Annotated in this window: 10 protein-coding genes; 3 read left to right on the top strand and 7 right to left on the bottom strand. The window is 53.0% G+C overall.

Annotated elements, in window-relative coordinates; genetic code table 11:
- Window positions 1–72: 72 nt before the first annotated feature.
- From I2D94_RS06080 to I2D94_RS06055, 6 genes are all read right to left on the bottom strand, one after another.
- A complete protein-coding gene (locus I2D94_RS06080) occupies window positions 73–615 on the bottom strand; it encodes a hypothetical protein (RefSeq protein ID WP_072685949.1) in 543 nt (180 codons plus the stop codon).
- A gap of 235 nt (window positions 616–850) precedes the next feature.
- A complete protein-coding gene (gene pheT / locus I2D94_RS06075; protein ID WP_195395993.1) occupies window positions 851–3,244 on the bottom strand; it encodes a phenylalanine--tRNA ligase subunit beta in 2,394 nt (797 codons plus the stop codon).
- 23 nt (window positions 3,245–3,267) lie between these two features.
- Window positions 3,268–4,302 carry a phenylalanine--tRNA ligase subunit alpha gene (gene pheS / locus I2D94_RS06070; protein WP_072685946.1) on the bottom strand — a complete coding sequence of 345 codons (1,035 nt, stop codon included), beginning with the start codon at window positions 4,300–4,302 and terminating at the stop codon, window positions 3,268–3,270.
- A gap of 427 nt (window positions 4,303–4,729) precedes the next feature.
- Window positions 4,730–5,893, bottom strand: coding sequence for a phosphoglycerate dehydrogenase (locus I2D94_RS06065; RefSeq protein ID WP_195395992.1), 1,164 nt, complete (start codon window positions 5,891–5,893; stop codon window positions 4,730–4,732).
- Window positions 5,887–6,969 carry a 3-phosphoserine/phosphohydroxythreonine transaminase gene (serC, locus tag I2D94_RS06060; protein WP_195395991.1) on the bottom strand — a complete coding sequence of 361 codons (1,083 nt, stop codon included), beginning with the start codon at window positions 6,967–6,969 and terminating at the stop codon, window positions 5,887–5,889. Before serC ends, I2D94_RS06065 begins: the two co-directional genes overlap by 7 nt.
- 269 nt (window positions 6,970–7,238) lie before the next feature.
- The gene (locus I2D94_RS06055; protein WP_195395990.1) at window positions 7,239–9,851 is read right to left on the bottom strand and encodes a calcium-translocating P-type ATPase, PMCA-type; all 2,613 of its coding nucleotides are present in this window, start codon (window positions 9,849–9,851) and stop codon (window positions 7,239–7,241) included.
- Window positions 9,852–10,357: 506 nt separating this feature from the next.
- Between I2D94_RS06055 and I2D94_RS06050 the strand changes: the two genes are divergently transcribed.
- On the top strand, window positions 10,358–10,630 hold the full coding sequence (locus tag I2D94_RS06050; protein ID WP_229056780.1) for an acylphosphatase: 273 nt from the start codon (window positions 10,358–10,360) through the stop codon (window positions 10,628–10,630).
- A 233-nt stretch (window positions 10,631–10,863) separates the two neighbouring features.
- Here I2D94_RS06050 and I2D94_RS06045 read toward each other — a convergent pair whose 3' ends face one another.
- On the bottom strand, window positions 10,864–12,783 hold the full coding sequence (locus I2D94_RS06045) for a peptidoglycan-binding protein (RefSeq protein ID WP_229056779.1): 1,920 nt from the start codon (window positions 12,781–12,783) through the stop codon (window positions 10,864–10,866).
- A 236-nt stretch (window positions 12,784–13,019) separates the two neighbouring features.
- Between I2D94_RS06045 and adhE the strand changes: the two genes are divergently transcribed.
- Together adhE and I2D94_RS06035 are read left to right on the top strand one after the other, a co-directional pair.
- Window positions 13,020–15,647 carry a bifunctional acetaldehyde-CoA/alcohol dehydrogenase gene (gene adhE / locus I2D94_RS06040; RefSeq protein WP_195395989.1) on the top strand — a complete coding sequence of 876 codons (2,628 nt, stop codon included), beginning with the start codon at window positions 13,020–13,022 and terminating at the stop codon, window positions 15,645–15,647.
- Between the two features lie 393 nt (window positions 15,648–16,040).
- A complete protein-coding gene (locus I2D94_RS06035) occupies window positions 16,041–16,739 on the top strand; it encodes a GntR family transcriptional regulator (protein ID WP_229056778.1) in 699 nt (232 codons plus the stop codon).
- The last annotated feature ends 45 nt before the right edge of the window (window positions 16,740–16,784 follow it).

The following is a 16,784-nucleotide window of genomic DNA, read 5'->3' as shown; positions in this document are numbered from 1 at the left end:
CATTTCTGGAATCTGATCTTTTTTATTAGATTCATCATTGAGCCTCGTTCTTGCATTTACATCCTGTGTGAATCAATCGCGATGATCTGCCTGCGGCAAGGCTTCCGCCTGATTGATCTGAAAATACGGCGAATCCGATTTCGTGATCGCGACGACGCCATCCACCGCTTCATACAACACCATCATTTCGCTCAACATTTTCTGCTGATTCAAATTCAAGCCCTGCTCCGGAGCTTCGATGATTAACTTCGCTCCTGTTTCAAACATCGTCATATAATATAACAAAGCAACCAGCCAGGCCGTACCTTCCAGCGAAGTTTCCTTCAGTAAAATCTGTCTTTCTTCACTGACCAACCAGTCTTCGCCTTGATTCCAGACCAAATGGCCGCCTAAAATTGCCGTTGCCCGAACTAAGGAAGCCCGGTACAAATAGGGATTCAGCGTTCCGCACTGCGTCATCCGCTTTTCCGCAAACCCGGCAAATCCTCTTTTTAATAAGGGCCGAAGCTTCTCCCGGACACTGTTTAACGCACTGTCCTCACCAAAGCGATCAGCCTGGATAACAAAGGTCTCACGTCTTTCACCTTGCATCTCTTCATTGTTAAATTCAACCACAAAACTTCCCTCTCTTTCACCAAAAACGTGAACTTCTTCATATTACCGCACTCTTGAATCAAAGACAAGAGGGGATTTCAGAGTTTTTCAGAGTTTGGAAAAAAATATATCGACGGATGAACGAAATGATTAACCACGGCTTCATCAGGGATTCCATGCAAGCTCAATTTTACATCTTTTTGCATAAATAAAGACCCGATTTTCACCGGATCTTGTTCGAAAACTGAATTGTGAATCAACCGCGCAGCACAGCCTGGCAATCCTTTTCCAGACGAGCCAGAACCGTCTGATGCACGTCCTGAATTTCCTGATCGGTCAGCGTGTGATCTTCCGATTGATAGGTGATCGACAGCGCTACCGATTTCTTGCCGCTTTCGACATGTTCACCCTGATAGACGTCGAAAACCTCGACCTGTTTGACCATGCGCTTGCCTGCCGCCTTGATCGCCTTCATCAGCTGCTCCGCCTTCACTTCTTCCCTCACGACTAAAGCGATGTCGCGGTGAACGGCCGGGAACCGATTGATCGCACTGAATTTGACCTTGCTGGCCTTGCTGGCCAACAACAGCTCCAGGTTGAATTCCCCATAGACCGCTTTGCCGATCCCCAGCTCCTTCGCCAGGACTGGATGGATTTCGCCCAGGACGCCCAGCAGCTGATTTCCCAGCATCACGCAGGCACTGCGGTAAGGATGGAAATGTTCCACATCCTGATCATTTTCCTTAAAGCTTAATCGTTCCGCTGCAAAGCCCAGTCTGCGCAGCGTCTCTGTCAATACGCCCTTGGCCGCGAAGAAATCGCTGCGGATATCGATTCGGTTCAGCTTGGAATTCTGCAATGAATCCGACATCACGATCGCCAGCCGTTCCTGCTGGGTATTGACCGCATAGACGTTGGAGATTTCAAACAGATTCACGTTTTCATTCTTATGATTCTGATTGTAAGCCAGACATTCTAACAAGCTCATAATCAGCGAGGTTCGGACATATTTGCGTTCCTCGCTCATCGGCGCAGCCAGAGCGACCGCCTCGCCCAGCGGCATCAGTGCATTGTCGATCGCTTTCTGCGATACCAGCGTATAGGTGATGACTTCGGAAAGTCCGAGTCCATTCAGCGAGCTGCGCAGATTGCGGCGCATCGCCTGCCGTTCCGTCAGCTGCCCGGCCGTCGCTTCCATCGTCGGCAGCGTGGTTTTCAGGTCTTCATAGCCTAACAGGCGGATGATTTCTTCGTCGATGTCTTCGCGGATGTTTAAATCCGTGCGGTAAGACGGGATCGTGCAGGTAAAGCAGTCGCCGTCCTGGACCGGATTGAGATCGAGATCCTTCAAAACGCCCAGCACCTGATCCATCGTGAATTCTGTGCCTAACAACGTATTGCAGTGAGTCAGCGTTTCGCTAACAGTTTTCACCGGTTCCTCAATCGTTCCCACCAGAACATTTTCTTCAAAACCGTCGGCTTCCGCCAGTTCTTTTAACAGCTGAACAGAACGGTCAACCGCTTTGATCGGCGCCATCGGCTCCACGCCTTTGGTGAAGTGCATCGCGGCTTCCGTGCTCAAGCCCAGCCGGCGTGAAGTGTTGCGGATTGATACCGCATTGAAAACGGCGGCTTCAATGAAAATACTGGTCGTCGATTCGTCGATCTTGCTTTCCTCGCCGCCCATGATCCCGGCGATTCCCGTCGGTTCGCCGCCGGTCGTGATCAACAGATCGCCCTTTTTAATTTCATAGTCTTGTCCATCCAGCGCCTGCATCGTCATCTCAACGTCGTCCACAACGGTAATTTCATGATGCGGCAGCTTGCTTAAATCATAGTAGTGCAGCGGCTGGCCGGTTTCGACCATGACGAAGTTGGAGATATCGACGACGTTGTTGATCGATTTGATGCCATAGGCATGCAGATAGTTGGACAGCCATTTCGGCGAAGGGCCTACCTTCACGTGATTGACGACCTTGCCTACGAATACCGGACATTTTTCCGTCTTGCTGGCAACTTTGAAATTGCCGGGCGTGCCGATCTGACTGGCGGACTTGCAGTCTGGCCAGGTCACCTCGCGGTGCAGCACCGCGCCCACTTCCTTCGCCAGATTCCACATCGCGTTGCAGTCTGCACGATTCGGCGTCAAACCGATATCCAGGATCGTATCGTCCAATCCCAGGTATTCCAGAACCCGGGTTTCCCCCACTGGCGCCTCGTCGTCAAAAACGTAAATTCCACTTAGCTGTTCTTCCGTCTGGGCTTTTTTATCCACGCCCAGCTCTGACAGGCTGCAGATCATGCCGTTGGATTCCACGCCACGCACCTTGGCAGGTTTAATTTCAAAGCCGCCGGCCAGCACGGCTCCGACCTTGGATACGATGACTTTCTGTCCCGCCCGGACATTCGGCGCGCCGCAGACGATATTCAGCACTTCATCGCCGACATTGACCGTCGTGACGTGCAGATGATCGCTGTCGGGGTGGTTCTCGCAGGTCAGAACCTGACCGATGACCAGATTGGTGCCTTCGGCCATTTTTTCGATGCCTTCGACTTCCAGTCCGGCAATCGTTAATTTCTCAGCTAAGGCTTCCGGGGTGACGCCGTCCAGATTGACGTATTCCTTCAGCCAGTTCATACTCATTCTCATTTTCTTTTTTCCTCCTTCAGCGATTAGTCAAAACGATCGAACATTTTGAGGAACCGGGTATCGTTAATATAGAAATTACGGATATCGTCAACGCCGTATTTCAGCATCGCGACACGCTCGATGCCGACGCCGAAGGCGAAGCCGGAGCATTTCGTCGAGTCAAAGCCCGCCATTTCCAGCACGTTCGGATGCACCATCCCGGCGCCGAGCACTTCGATCCAGCCGGTGCCTTTGCAGACCGGGCAGCCCTTGCCGCCGCAGATGTGGCAGCTGACGTCGACCTCGACGCTTGGCTCGGTGAACTGGAAATACGAAGGACGGAAACGGATCTGGCGGCCTTTGCCGAACATCCGGTCGGCCATGAACTGCAGCGTGCCCTTCAGGTCGGTCAGCGTGATATTCTCGCCGACGACCAGACCTTCCGCCTGCATGAACTGATGGGAGTGAGTCGCATCGTCGTCATCGCGGCGGTAGACTTTACCCGGGCAGATGACCTTGATCGGCAGCTGGCCATGGGCCTTTTCCAGCTCGCGCATCTGAATCGCCGTGGTATGCGTGCGCAGCAGCTCCTTCGGATTGATGTAGAACGTATCCTGCATATCGCGGGCAGGGTGATCAGCCGGGATGTTGGCGCGTTCGAAGTTGTAGAAATCGAGTTCGACTTCCGGACCTTCGGCGACGGTGTAGCCCATGCCGATGAACAGATCTTCGATTTCCTGGCTGATCAGCGTCAGCGGATGCAGCGTCCCGGTGCGAAACGGCACGCCCGGCAGCGTGATGTCGATTTTTTCTTCTTCGAGCTTGCGGTTCATCGCCGCTTTTTCAAGCACCGCCATTTTCGCCTCAATCGCGGCGGCAACGGCTTTCTTGCATTCGTTGACTTCCTGACCGAAAGCCGGTTTTTCTTCCGGGGAAAGATCCTTCATCATCGTCATCAGCGACTGAATTGGGCCTTTCTTCCCCAGCGTCGTCACCCGGATCTGCTGCAGCTGCTGCAAATCTTCGCAGGCTTTGATTTCTTCCAGCGCCTGAGCCTGGACTTGCTGAACTTTTTCCATAATCGGTTCTCCTTTGTTCCTTTACAAAAATAAAAAACGTCGTTCCTGATTCAGGAACGACGGCTCGCGGTACCATCCTGATTTATCCTTGCCCTGCCTGCCGACACCAACGCGTCCGCCGACACAAAGATACACCTTAATTTTCCCTGTAACGTGAGGAAGACGGGGATCATTACTCCCACTATAAAGGTGAATTCGCAGAAACCTGCCGGGCAGAACGGCTCTCAGCGGGTCACCATTCCTCTCTTTTCCCAGGTTCTTCTGTTACTAATCCTTTAGTTAAACCGCTTTCTAGTAGTTATTATAGCCATCTGAAATTTTTTTTGCAAGCTTTGATTCAAATTGAATGATTTTTTCATGGAAAAGGAATGAAAATCTACCGAGGGACACCCTCGCAGAAGATGACCTGTTCTTTTCCCAGACACTTTTAAACTAAAACCCGCACGCGCAGGATCTCAGGCTGCTGACGCAGCGTGGCAGCGATTCCCTCCACCGCCGGAGTATCTACATCCACTAACGTATAGGCAAATTCCCCTTGCGAGCGGCTGAGCAGATTTTCAATATTGATCCCCTGCTTCGAGATCATGCCGGAGATGTGCGCCAGCATGTTCGGTACATTCCGATGGAAGCAGCAGAGCCGGGCCTGACCGCTGCGCTCCATGACAACGTCGGGCAGATTCACAGCGTTCCGGATGTTTCCGTTCTCCAGATAATCGATCAATTCCTGCGCCGCCATCACCGCGCAGTTTTCCTCCGCTTCCTCCGTCGAAGCGCCTAAATGCGGAATTAAAGTTACGCCCGGCTTCCCAGCCAAAGCCGGACTTGGAAAATCCGTAACGTAACCGCGGATCTGCCTGGCTGCCAGCGCCGCCAGCACGGCGTCTTCCTGAACCAGACCGCCGCGCGCAAAGTTGAGCAGCACCGCTTTAGTCTTCATCCATTTTAACTGGCCGGCAGCGATTAAATTCTTTGTCTGTGGCGTCAGCGGCACATGAATCGTCACATAGTCCGCCGTCTTCAGCACCGTTTCCAGACTTTCCGCGTGCCGCACCTGACGGGAAAGCTTCCAGGCCGCGTCAACGGAAATATAAGGATCATAGCCGACGACCTGCATATCCAGCTCCGCCGCCAGATTGGCGATCAGAATCCCGATCGCGCCCAAACCGATCACGCCCAGCGTTTTCCCCTTCAGTTCCGTTCCGACAAACCGGCTTTTCTCTTGCTCAACCCGCTGCGCTAAATCCGTCACGCTGCCTAACGATTCGATCCAGTTGATCGCCGGAATGACCGGCCGGCTTGACATCAACAACCCCGCCAAGACCAGTTCTTTAACGGCATTGGCATTCGCGCCCGGCGTATTGAACACGACGATTCCCGCTTCGCTGCACCGCGCAGTCGGAATGTTGTTCGTTCCCGCTCCAGCCCGGGCGATCGCTTTCAGACCGGCTCCGAAATCCATTTCTTTTAAATCCGCGCTGCGCACTAAAATCGCGTCTTCCGCACCGGCTTGTTCTGTAAACTGATAGGAGGCTTGCGGAAACTGCGCCAATCCCGCCTCGGCAATTTTATTCAGACATCGGATTGTTAACATCCTCGGTTCTCCTCCTCAAAGCGCCGCATCAGATCGACCAGCTTTTGCACCCCTTCCAACGGCATCGCGTTGTAGATTGAAGCGCGCATGCCGCCGACCGAGCGATGGCCTTTCAGGTTGACCAGCCCTTCCGCCTGCGCCGCGGCGATGAACTTCGCGTCCAACGCAGCGTCGCCGGTGACAAACGGCACGTTCATGATCGAACGATCTTCCGGACGGACCGGATTGGTAAACAGCCGGGATTGGTCGATCTGATCATAAAGCAGCACCGCCTTCTGTTGATTGACCGCCTTCAACGCCGCTAAATCATGAAACCGGGTTTCGATCCATTCCAGCACCAGTCCCAGCAGATAAATCGCAAAGGTCGGCGGTGTATTGAACATCGACTTGTTTTTCGCCTGCACGGCATAGCTCAGCATCGACGGAATCTCCGGACGCTCCTGAATCAGATCTTCCCGCACGATCACAACCGTCAGACCTGCGATCCCCATATTTTTCTGCGCCCCCGCGAAAATCAGGCCATAGCGGGAAATTTCCATCGGTTCGCTTAAAATGCAGCTGGAACAATCCGCGACCAGCGGCACGTTCCCGCATTCCGGCAGTTCCTTATATTTTGTCCCGTAGATCGTATTGTTCTCACAGATATGCACATAGTCCAGATCCTGCGGAATTTTCACGCCCTTCGGAATTGCCGTGAAGTGTTCCGCCTCGCTGCTGGCTAAGATCTCGCAGCCGCCGATCTTGCGGCACTCCGCAATCGCTTTTTTCGTCCAGGCTCCGGTATGGATCACGCCCACTTTTCCGCCTGGTTTCAACAGGTTCATCGGTACCATCGTAAACTGCAGCGACGCCCCGCCCTGCAGAAACAGCACTTGATAAGACTTTGGAATCCGCAGCAGCGAACGCAGCCGCCGCTCCGTCGTTTCAATGATTTCAAGGAAAGAGGAGGAGCGATGACTCATCTCCATGACGGATTGCCCGGAAATTCCGTACTCCATCAGTTCGGCAGCACATTTCTGTAAGACCTCGGTTGGCAGCTGGCTGGGTCCAGCGCTGAAATTGTAAACTCGTGTCATCGTTGTCATCCTCTTTTCTAATATCCCCATTCTAGCACTACTGGTGTATGCTCACAACGAGTTTTTCAGTATTCTTTCATATCAATTACATATTTTCATGAAACAAAATGTAAATAACCGGATATTGAGTTTAAGCGCGGGAAAGCAATACTGAGAAAAACTGAATAATGAAAAAATCAGAGAAGAAGCCTCCTCATCGGTCCGCTTTTCTCTGATCTCTTTTTTTATTTCTGATATTTGCTGAAACACCCTTGCAAGCTGAGTCCCGATTAACGTTGGGACATCCGGTGCGCCAGCTTTGTGATCTCGACGACGATCACCGGCACAAATGCCAGTCCGACCGCGATCATCAAATGACTTGGATCTAACGCCGCCATTGAGAAGGCGCTCGCCAGGAACGGCACATACATGACTAACAGCTGCAAACCGACGCCGACCGCAAAGGCGCCCCACAAATACTTATTGGAGAAGATCTGCTTGGAGAAGATACTGTGTTCGCTCTTAACATTAAACGAATGGAATAGCTGCGACAACGCCAGCGTCACAAACGCCATCGTCATGCCGATCTCATGTGCGTCCCGGTTGCCTAAAATATAGGAAATCAAGGTCAAGGTACCGATCATCACGCCCTGCCAGGCAATCGTCCAGCCCAGGCCGTGTGCGAAGAAGCTTTCATCCTTGCTGCGCGGCTTGCGGTTCATAATATCCGGTTCCGGTTCTTCCATCCCGATCGCAAAGGCCGGCAGGGAATCGGTGATCAAGTTGATCCATAACAGATGCACCGGTATCAGCGGAACACCCAGATTCCATCCCGGAATCAGAGATATACAGGAAGCGCCGAAGATTGTCAGCACTTCGCCGATGTTGCTCGACAACAGGAATTGAACGTCCTTGCGGATGTTATCGTAAATTCCGCGGCCCTGACGCACGGCATGAATGATCGTCGCAAAATTGTCGTCAGTCAGCACCATGTCCGCCGCACCCTTGGCGACATCCGTACCGGTAATGCCCATCGCACAGCCGATATCCGCCGCTTTTAACGCCGGCGAATCGTTGACGCCATCGCCCGTCATCGCAACGACATGCCCTTTGTCCTGCCATGCCTTGACAATCCGCACCTTATGCTCCGGGGCTACCCGGGCATACACGGAAATCTGTTCGATCTGAACTTTTAGTTCTTCATCGCTCATCGCGCTCAGCTCAGGGCCGGAAATGGCCTTCTGGCCGGGTTCGAGAATTCCTAAATTCTTCGCGATCGCTGTCGCCGTGACAACATGGTCGCCGGTGATCATGATCGTCCGGATGCCGCCATGCTTCGCCTGCGCAATCGCATCGCGGACTTCGTCGCGCGGCGGGTCGATCATGCCGCACAAGCCGACAAACGTCAGATGATTCTCAACATTTTCACTGTCCAGATTTTCCGGAATCGCATCCCAACGCCGCACCGCGACCGCCAGCACCCGCAGCGCATCTTTCGCCATCGTCTCGTTGGCTTCCTCCGCCGCCGCTTTGCCCGCGAAATTCTCACACCGGCCTAACACGATATCCGGTCCGCCTTTGGTAATCGCCAGAATCCCCTCGTCCGTCTGATAGAACACGGTCATCATCTTCCGGGAAGAATCAAAGGCCAGTTCCTCGCTGCGGACATACGTCTTCGCCAGTTCCGGCTTGGTTTCGCCCATTTTATAGCTGGCTTCCACCAGCGCGGTTTCCGTCGGGTCGCCGATCATTTTCAGTTTCCCCGCTTCCGGAATCACTTCGCCATCCGAGCACAGCGTGAACCAGCGCATTAATTCTTTTACGTCATCTCCGGCAGTTTCCGCTTTAAAATCCTGAATGCCCGCTTCCGGCAGATAAGTCTTCACGACCGTCATTTTGTTCTGCGTCAGCGTACCGGTTTTATCCGAACAGACGATGCTCGCCGAACCCAGCGTTTCGACCGCCGGCAGTTTCCGGACAATCGCGTTGCATTTGACCATCTTGTTGACGCCCAGCGCCAAAACGATCGTCACGACAGTGGCCAGTCCCTCCGGAATCGCCGCCACGGCCAGCGCTACTGCGGTCTTAAATGCTTCCAGCACGCCCATACCGCTGAACATTTCCATACCAAAGACGACGGCGCAGATCACTAAGCAAAGCATGCCGATCGTTTTGGAAATCTGCGCCAGCTTGTTCTGCAGCGGTGTGGTTTCCTTGCCGCTGTTCATCAACATGCCGGCGATCTTGCCGACTTCGTTTTCCATGCCGATCGCCGTGACGACCATCGTGCCCCGGCCATAGGTAACCACCGTGCTGGAGAACGCCATGTTCTTGCGGTCGCCTAGCGGAACATCGTCCTGCCCCAGCGCTTCGCTGGTCTTATTGACCGGCACCGATTCGCCGGTCAGCGCTGATTCGTCGATCTGTAAATTAAAGGATTCCACAATCCGGCCGTCGCTGGGAATAAAATCGCCCGCTTCCAGCAGCACAACGTCCCCGACGGTCAGCTCCCGGGACGGAATCACTCTTTTCTGTCCCCCGCGGATAACCTTCGCCTGCGGCGCGCTCATCTTCTTCAGCGCTTCCAGCGATTTCTCCGCGTTATTTTCCTGCACGACGCCCAGTATTGCGTTGAACAGCACAACGATCACAATGATCAAGCTGTCGATCCACTCGCCCGGATCCACAATAATGGAAATCAGTGCCGCCAAGATCAAAACGATGATCAGCGGATCGGTAAACTGCAATAAGAAACGTTTCAGCAAAGAATCCTTCTTGACTTCCTGCAGTTCGTTATACCCATATCGTTCTGTCCGTTCCTTTACTTGTTGCTCGGTAAGCCCGGCACTCAGATCGCTGCCTAATTCCTCGATCACTTCCTGCGCGGTTTGACTGGTTTTCATCTACATCTTCCTCCTTCGCTGCCTTCACAAAAAAAGGCAAGCCTACCTTCAAAACCTGAAGATAACGGTCTTGCCCATCATTTCTGATTGCTGCATCCGGATCTGTAAGAACAGATCGTGATGACGAATACAGCACGCATCGCTGCGCAGCTACTCCCCATTGATCCAATGGCAAGCGTAATATATCATTCAGTTGAAGAACTGTCAAGCATTCATCTTCCAGAATTAGACATTTAAACACAAGTGTAGCCCAATTCATTTTCTGTTTGCGGCCAGGAGCTCTTTGATCAGGCTGATCAGATTTTTAAAGTCTGTTTTGCGCATCCATCTTCCAGCAGATCGGATTTTTGACCTCAATCTTATTGTAACCGGAAAACAGAAACTTATCATCTTGAAAATTCATATTTTCAGCACGTTCTTCGCTGGACAGGCCTTCCTTCTTCGCAGTACAATGAGATTAAACAAGGGTGAACCATATTCATAAAAGCAGAAAGGGCGGAGACATCATGGAAAGAATATATGCCGTAGTTCAGGGACAGGTCCAGGGCGTGGGCTTTCGATGGTTTGTCCAGTCGCTGGCCAATTCGCTGCAAATTACAGGCTGGATCCGCAACATGGAAAACGGGATGGTGGAAATGGAGCTGCAGGGCGAAACCGCAGCTTTGCATCAACTGCTGAGCCGGATCCGCAGGGGCGACCGGTTTATCCAGGTCGAAAACCTCAGTTGCAAGCCGATCCCTACTCAATTAAAAGAAAAACGGTTTACCGTTCGTTATTGACTTGGAAATTCATGAAGCTTTATTCTGGATGCCCGACTTGCGGCATCTTTTTATTTTTACAGGCCGCCCGCACTTAAGCCTCCTGCAGCATCCTCCGCCGCAGTCTGACGCATCGCGAATGCGATTGTTCCTCACGCAATCCAGACAGAAAAAGGTCCGCGCTTACAGGCGAACCTTTTTCATGGCTTAATTCAATTCCTGCCGTGAAGATTCTCGTTACGTGAAGATTCTCGTTATAAATTCGACTGATCGTTATCCACGGAATACATCAAGCTTGTATAGTTCTCATATAAGAACCGGTACAACTCGAAATTCTGTTCCGACAAAGCCACCGCGTTGTTGGTCGCAATGCTGTACTGTTCGGAAATCGCACCCCAGGTATTTCGTCCGATGATCCCGTCGGCCGTTAAGCCCACGCGGGTCTGGAACGCCCGCACCGCCGCTTCCGTCGCCGCACCAAAGATCCCGTCGACGACCAGCTGATTGGAATTGCCCCAGCCCTGATTGATTACATTCAGCGCCATCTGCATGATGCTGACATTCTCACCGCGGCTGCCTAAGCGCAGCGACGTTCCCGGATAGGCCGGAATCTTCTGTGAGAGCGGCGGGACGATCGACTGCGTTTCCCGATACGCCCGCACCAGGGTATCCCAGGTCTGCCGGCCCACGATGCCGTCCGGCGTTAAGCCTGCCAGCCGCTGAAATGCCACGACAGCATTGCGGGTCGAAGCGCCGAAGCTGCTGTCGATCTTCACCGTCGGCACGCGCGAGGTAAACAGCGCGATCTTCTGCAGGTAAAACTGAATTTCCTGCACATAGACATTGCGGTCGCCCTGACGCAGCGCTCTTCCCGGATAGACGCCCGGCAGCCGGTCCTCAACACCTTCAGAACTCAGTTCGGCCAGCTTTTTCACCGCTACATAGATATAGGAAATTTTATACCACGTCGCTTTGCCGACAATGCCGTCCGCCGTCAGCGAGAACTGACGCTGAAACGCCCTGACCGCATTTTCCGTACCTTCCCCGAAAATGCCGTCGATCGGATAGGTCGGCGGAATGTTCGGATAGTTCACGGCAATCCGGTTCAGCTGATTCTGGATGATCGCCACGCTGTCGCTGCGCACGCCGCGCTGCAGATTCAAGCCCGGGAACGATCCGGTAACCCCTTCGATCCGGCTTGTGTCAATCAATTCAATATCGTCGCCATAATAATATTGCAGGATTTCGAAAGCGTTGAGCCCCTTGTTCGCCTGATCGACGGTGCCCCATTGCTTTAAGCCTTTGCACCATACCTGCCGGCCGTCGCAATATTCCGCATAATACGGATTGACCGTGTTTACCTTGCGGATATATTCGTTGAAAATATCGTCGACGATCTTGCTGATGCTGGTAAAAATATCCCGGCCATACACGAAATACTGATCGAACGCCGTGCTGTTGGTGATATCGAACGAATAACCGCGGCTGCGGTACCATTCGGTATACACACGGTTCAAGCACAGTGAAATCTGACAGTAGATATTCGCGCGCAGACTCTGTTCCGGCCAGGTCGGATAAATTTCGCTGGACGCTACATTCTTAATGTAGTCCTTGAAGGTTACCGTCACATTCTGGGCATTGGATGTCGGCCGGCCCAGATGCACGGTTACATATTTCGGGATAATCGGATAATCCAGAATGTACGGCGCGATTGATTCCTCGGCATCGCCCGCGGCAACACTCTCGTTAAAGCCGCAGCAGCCCCCGCGCGAGCAGCCGCAGGAACGGGCCATGGAACGGGTCAGGGCATGTTCGGGAATCTCGATGAATTCCTCAAACTGCGGGGCCAGTTCCTCGTCGGCATTGAGCAGGTCCACCTGCAGCAGCGCTTCCTCCTGCGCAAAAATCTGAACGTTGCGGAATGTCCGGTCCGCAAATCCGGCCTTGGACACCGTTACATGCACCTGCGCGTACGGGGTTGTCTGGTTGTCGGGATTCAAGCTCAACTCGCGGTCGGGCGCTTCGATTCGAATTACCGGACTCTTCCCGTTCGCTCCGCTGCTTAACCGCAGGTTGATGGTCTGATCTTCGTTAGTCACCAAGATCGCCGCGCCTTCGATCGGCAGTGCTTGCTGAGCGACGGTTACTTCTACGATTAAAGTACCATATTGCATCGCTGTCACCTCCACTGCTACGATATGCGGCGGCGGCTTTTTCAGCTGGGCAGGCCGTCGGAATTCTGTCGATTTTTGAAGAATTTTGATGTAAGCGGTACCGGAAAAACATTTTTCCAATGTAACCGTTTACTTGTGAAAAAGTTGTCATAAGCCTATTGCAACGTCCATTTCGACATGCTATAATCACACCCGTAAAGACAAGTGAAACAATTCACAACAAGGAGGATATTCTGATGGAAGAAACACTTAGCCCGGCTCAGGCGGAAGTCAATCAATTAGTTGAAAACGGCTTGAAAGCCCTGGATGACTTTTTAAAGCTGGATCAGGACCAGGTCGACTACATCGTCGCCAAATGTTCGGTCGCAGCCCTGGATAAACACGGCGAATTAGCCAAACTGGCGATTGAGGAAACCAAGCGCGGCGTCTTTGAAGACAAGGCCACCAAGAATCTGTTCGCCTGCGAATATGTTGTCAACCATATGCGGCATCTGAAATCGGTCGGCGTCATCAAGGAAGACGAGGTTCAGGGATTAACCTATGTCGCCGAACCAGTCGGCGTCGTCGCCGGCGTCACCCCGGTCACCAATCCGACGTCCACCGCAATTTTCAAGAGTTTGATCTGTCTGAAGACGAGAAACCCGATCATCTTCGGTTTCCATCCGAATGCCCAGCAGTGCTCCGTTGCGGCCGCCAAGGTCGTCTATGAAGCGGCGGTCAAAGCAGGCGCGCCGAAAAACTGCATTCAGTGGATCGAACATCCGAGCATGGAAGCAACCTCGGCGCTGATGAATCATCCGGGCGTCGCAACGATCCTGGCTACCGGCGGCAACGCGATGGTCAAGGCGGCGTACAGCTGCGGCAAGCCGGCCCTGGGCGTCGGCGCGGGCAACGTTCCGGCTTACATTGAAACGACCGCCGATATCAAGCAGGCCGTCAACGACATCGCGCTGTCCAAAGCGTTTGACAACGGCATGATCTGCGCATCGGAACAAGCCGTCATCGTCGACAAGGAAATCTATGACGACGTCAAGGATCAGTTCAAAAATTACAATGTCCACTATGCAAATAAGAAAGAAAAAGAAATGCTCGAGCAGTACATGTTCGGCGTCAAGGCCTTCACCAAAAATGTCGGCGCAGCCAAGCTGAATCCGGATATTGTTGGCAAGTCCGCCGCCTGGATCGCCGAGCGGGCCGGCTTCACCGTCAATCCGCGCACCAGCATCATCATCGTCGAATGCAAGGAAGTCGGACCGAACGAACCGCTGACCCGCGAGAAATTATCGCCGGTGCTGGCCATGCTGAAAGCGGAAGCGGTCGAAGATGGGTTCGATAAGGCGGAAGCGATGGTCATGTTCAACGGCATCGGTCACAGCGCCGCCATCCACACTGCCAACGCGGATTTGGCGAAGCGCTTCGGCGAACGGATCAAAGCCTGCCGGATCATCTGGAATTCACCGAGCACCTTCGGCGGCATCGGCAACGTCTACAACTCCTTTATCCCATCCCTGACCCTGGGCTGCGGCTCTTACGGCCACAACTCCGTATCGGATAACGTCAGCGCCGTCAACCTGCTGAACATCAAGAAGATCGGAAAGAGGAGAAACAATATGCAGTGGTTTAAAGTGCCGTCCAAGATCTATTTTGAAAGAGATTCCATCGAATATCTCCACAGCATGCGGGACGTGGAGCGGGTCTTCATCGTTACCGACCGCTCGATGGTCGATCTGGGCTATGTCACCCGCGTTACCGATCAGCTGGAACAGCGCCGCAACAAGGTTCAGGTTCAGCTGTTCTGCGACGTCGAACCGGATCCGTCCATCCAGACCGTCAAGAAGGGCCTGAGCCTGATGCAGGCGTTCCGGCCAGATACGATCATCGCGATCGGCGGCGGTTCCTCGATGGACGCGGCGAAGGGCATGTGGTTATTCTACGAACAGCCGGACGTCAACTTTGACGATCTGAAGCAGAAGTTCATGGACATCCGCAAGCGGGCCTTCCGCTATCCGGAACTGGGCAAAAAGTCCAAGCTGGTCTGCATCCCGACGACTTCCGGCACCGGTTCAGAAGTAACGCCGTTCGCCGTCATTACCGATAAAGAGGAAAACAAGAAATACCCGCTGACCGACTACTCCCTGACGCCGACTGTCGCGATCGTCGACCCGGCGCTGACGATGAGTCTGCCGGCTTCGATTACCGCCGACACCGGCATGGACGTGCTGACGCATGCCACAGAAGCCTATGTTTCCACGCTGGCCTCCGACTTCACCGATGGTCTGGCGCTGCAGGCGATCAAGATGGTCTTCGAATATCTGCCGCGGGCGGTTGCCAACGGCAAGAATGACCCGGAAGCGCGCGAAAAGATGCATAACGCCGCAACCTTAGCGGGCATGGCCTTCGCCAACGCATTCTTAGGCATGAACCATTCTCTGGCGCACAAGATCGGCGCTGAATTCCACGTGCCGCACGGCCGCGCCAACGCGATCTTACTGCCATACGTCATCCGCTATAACGGAACCAAGCCGGAAAAGCCGGGCGTCTGGCCGAAATACAACTATTACAAAGCCGATGAGAAATACGCGGAACTGGCCCGCTTGATCGGCTTGAAGTTCAACACGGTTGAAGAAGGCGTCGTCGCTTACGCCAAAGCCTGCGCGGATCTGGGCGCGGACTGCGGCATCAAGATGAGCTTCAAGGAACAGGGGCTGGATGCGAAGGCCTGGGACGCCGCGAAGGAAAAGATCGCTTATCTGGCTTACGAGGACCAGTGCTCCCCAGCCAATCCGCGCGTGCCGATGGTCAATGATATGATCGACATCCTGCGGGCTTCCTATGAAGGCGACACCAGCTATTACACGAAATAAACGAGTCCGCCTTTCCCTTCTTCATACCAATCATTTCTGTTGGAACTGATGTTCCTCAGTTCAGACGTTCCGCCTTTCCTGAATCCCGTTCCGGCGCCGCTTCGCCGGGTCGGGATTTTTCTGTTTACGCTTAAAAGTATACCGGATTGAGAAAACAAGGCAGTCCGTCAGACTTTGTTTTCGTTCATCGTTCAAGCTTATTTTAAAATTTGCCGCATAAAACCCGCGGACACCGTAACTTTCCGCAGCGTCAGAACGGCCGGGCTACATTGAAAACCCACTTTATCCATGGTATAATGAGGCCAATAAAATTGATCTACCATGCGGAAGGAATCTTATAGAATGACCTCGGAAATCAATGGGAATGCGTCGGAAAAAAAAGCGCCTTTATACATGAAAATTTATGAGATTATCCTAAGTCGGATAGAAACAGGGCAATATCCTGAGAATTCAAGTCTGCCTTCGGAACTCGATTTTCAAAAAGAATTCAATGTCAGCCGGATCACTATCCGCCGATCGCTGAAAGATCTGGAAGACGCCGGCTATATCAGCCGCAAACGGGGAAAACTGGCAAAAGTGATGCCGTTAAGAACCTACAGCAACCTTGGCGAGGTCGTTGGTTTTTCAACTTCGCTTAAGAAATCCGGCGGCCGGCCCTCGTCGATCATTCTGCAGTTTAAAACCGAGCCTGCCAATCCGCTGGTCAGCGAATATCTTCAGCTTCCGTTAGGCGGGGAGGTTTACTTTTTAAAACGGCTGCGTTTAAAGAACGGCCGGATTATCGGCGTTCATGACACGTATATTCACCCGCAGATCGGCTGCCTGATCAAACCGGAAGATCTGGATGAAAATACCTCGCTTTATGAGTTATATGAAACCCTGGGAATTCAGATCGGCTGCGCGGATGAAATCATAGAAGCCCGCATCGCCTCGCGCCAGCTGAAACAGGAACTATTCATCAGCGAAGATGAACCGATTATGTATCGGGAGCGGATTACCTACACTGCGGACAACAAACCGATTGAGTTTTCGCAAAACAGCTATCGGGCGCTCGATTACAAATATGTCGTCCATTTAAATAACACACGTTAGCGAGATCGTTGAGAAAGCAGCGCGCGGAGAAACCGGCGTGATCGC

The organism is Holdemania sp. 1001302B_160321_E10, assembly GCF_015552275.1.
Classification (GTDB): Bacteria; Bacillota_I; Bacilli_A; order Erysipelotrichales; family Erysipelotrichaceae; genus Holdemania.
The sequence above is the reverse complement of the archived record's forward strand: the minus strand, read 5'-3'. Positions and strand labels throughout refer to the sequence as shown.

Bases quoted from the DNA above. Each gene is read 5' to 3' on its own strand.
- I2D94_RS06045 (WP_229056779.1), bottom strand. From the start codon at position 12,783: ATGCAATATGGTACTTTAATCGTAGAAGTAACCGTCGCTCAGCAAGCA.
- serC (WP_195395991.1), bottom strand. From the start codon at position 6,969: ATGACACGAGTTTACAATTTCAGCGCTGGACCCAGCCAGCTGCCAACC.
- I2D94_RS06055 (WP_195395990.1), bottom strand. From the start codon at position 9,851: ATGAAAACCAGTCAAACCGCGCAGGAAGTGATCGAGGAATTAGGCAGC.
- pheS (WP_072685946.1), bottom strand. From the start codon at position 4,302: ATGGAAAAAGTTCAGCAAGTCCAGGCTCAGGCGCTGGAAGAAATCAAA.
- pheT (WP_195395993.1), bottom strand. From the start codon at position 3,244: ATGAGAATGAGTATGAACTGGCTGAAGGAATACGTCAATCTGGACGGC.
- adhE (WP_195395989.1), top strand. From the start codon at position 13,020: ATGGAAGAAACACTTAGCCCGGCTCAGGCGGAAGTCAATCAATTAGTT.
- I2D94_RS06035 (WP_229056778.1), top strand. From the start codon at position 16,041: ATGAAAATTTATGAGATTATCCTAAGTCGGATAGAAACAGGGCAATAT.
- I2D94_RS06050 (WP_229056780.1), top strand. From the start codon at position 10,358: ATGGAAAGAATATATGCCGTAGTTCAGGGACAGGTCCAGGGCGTGGGC.
- I2D94_RS06065 (WP_195395992.1), bottom strand. From the start codon at position 5,893: ATGTTAACAATCCGATGTCTGAATAAAATTGCCGAGGCGGGATTGGCG.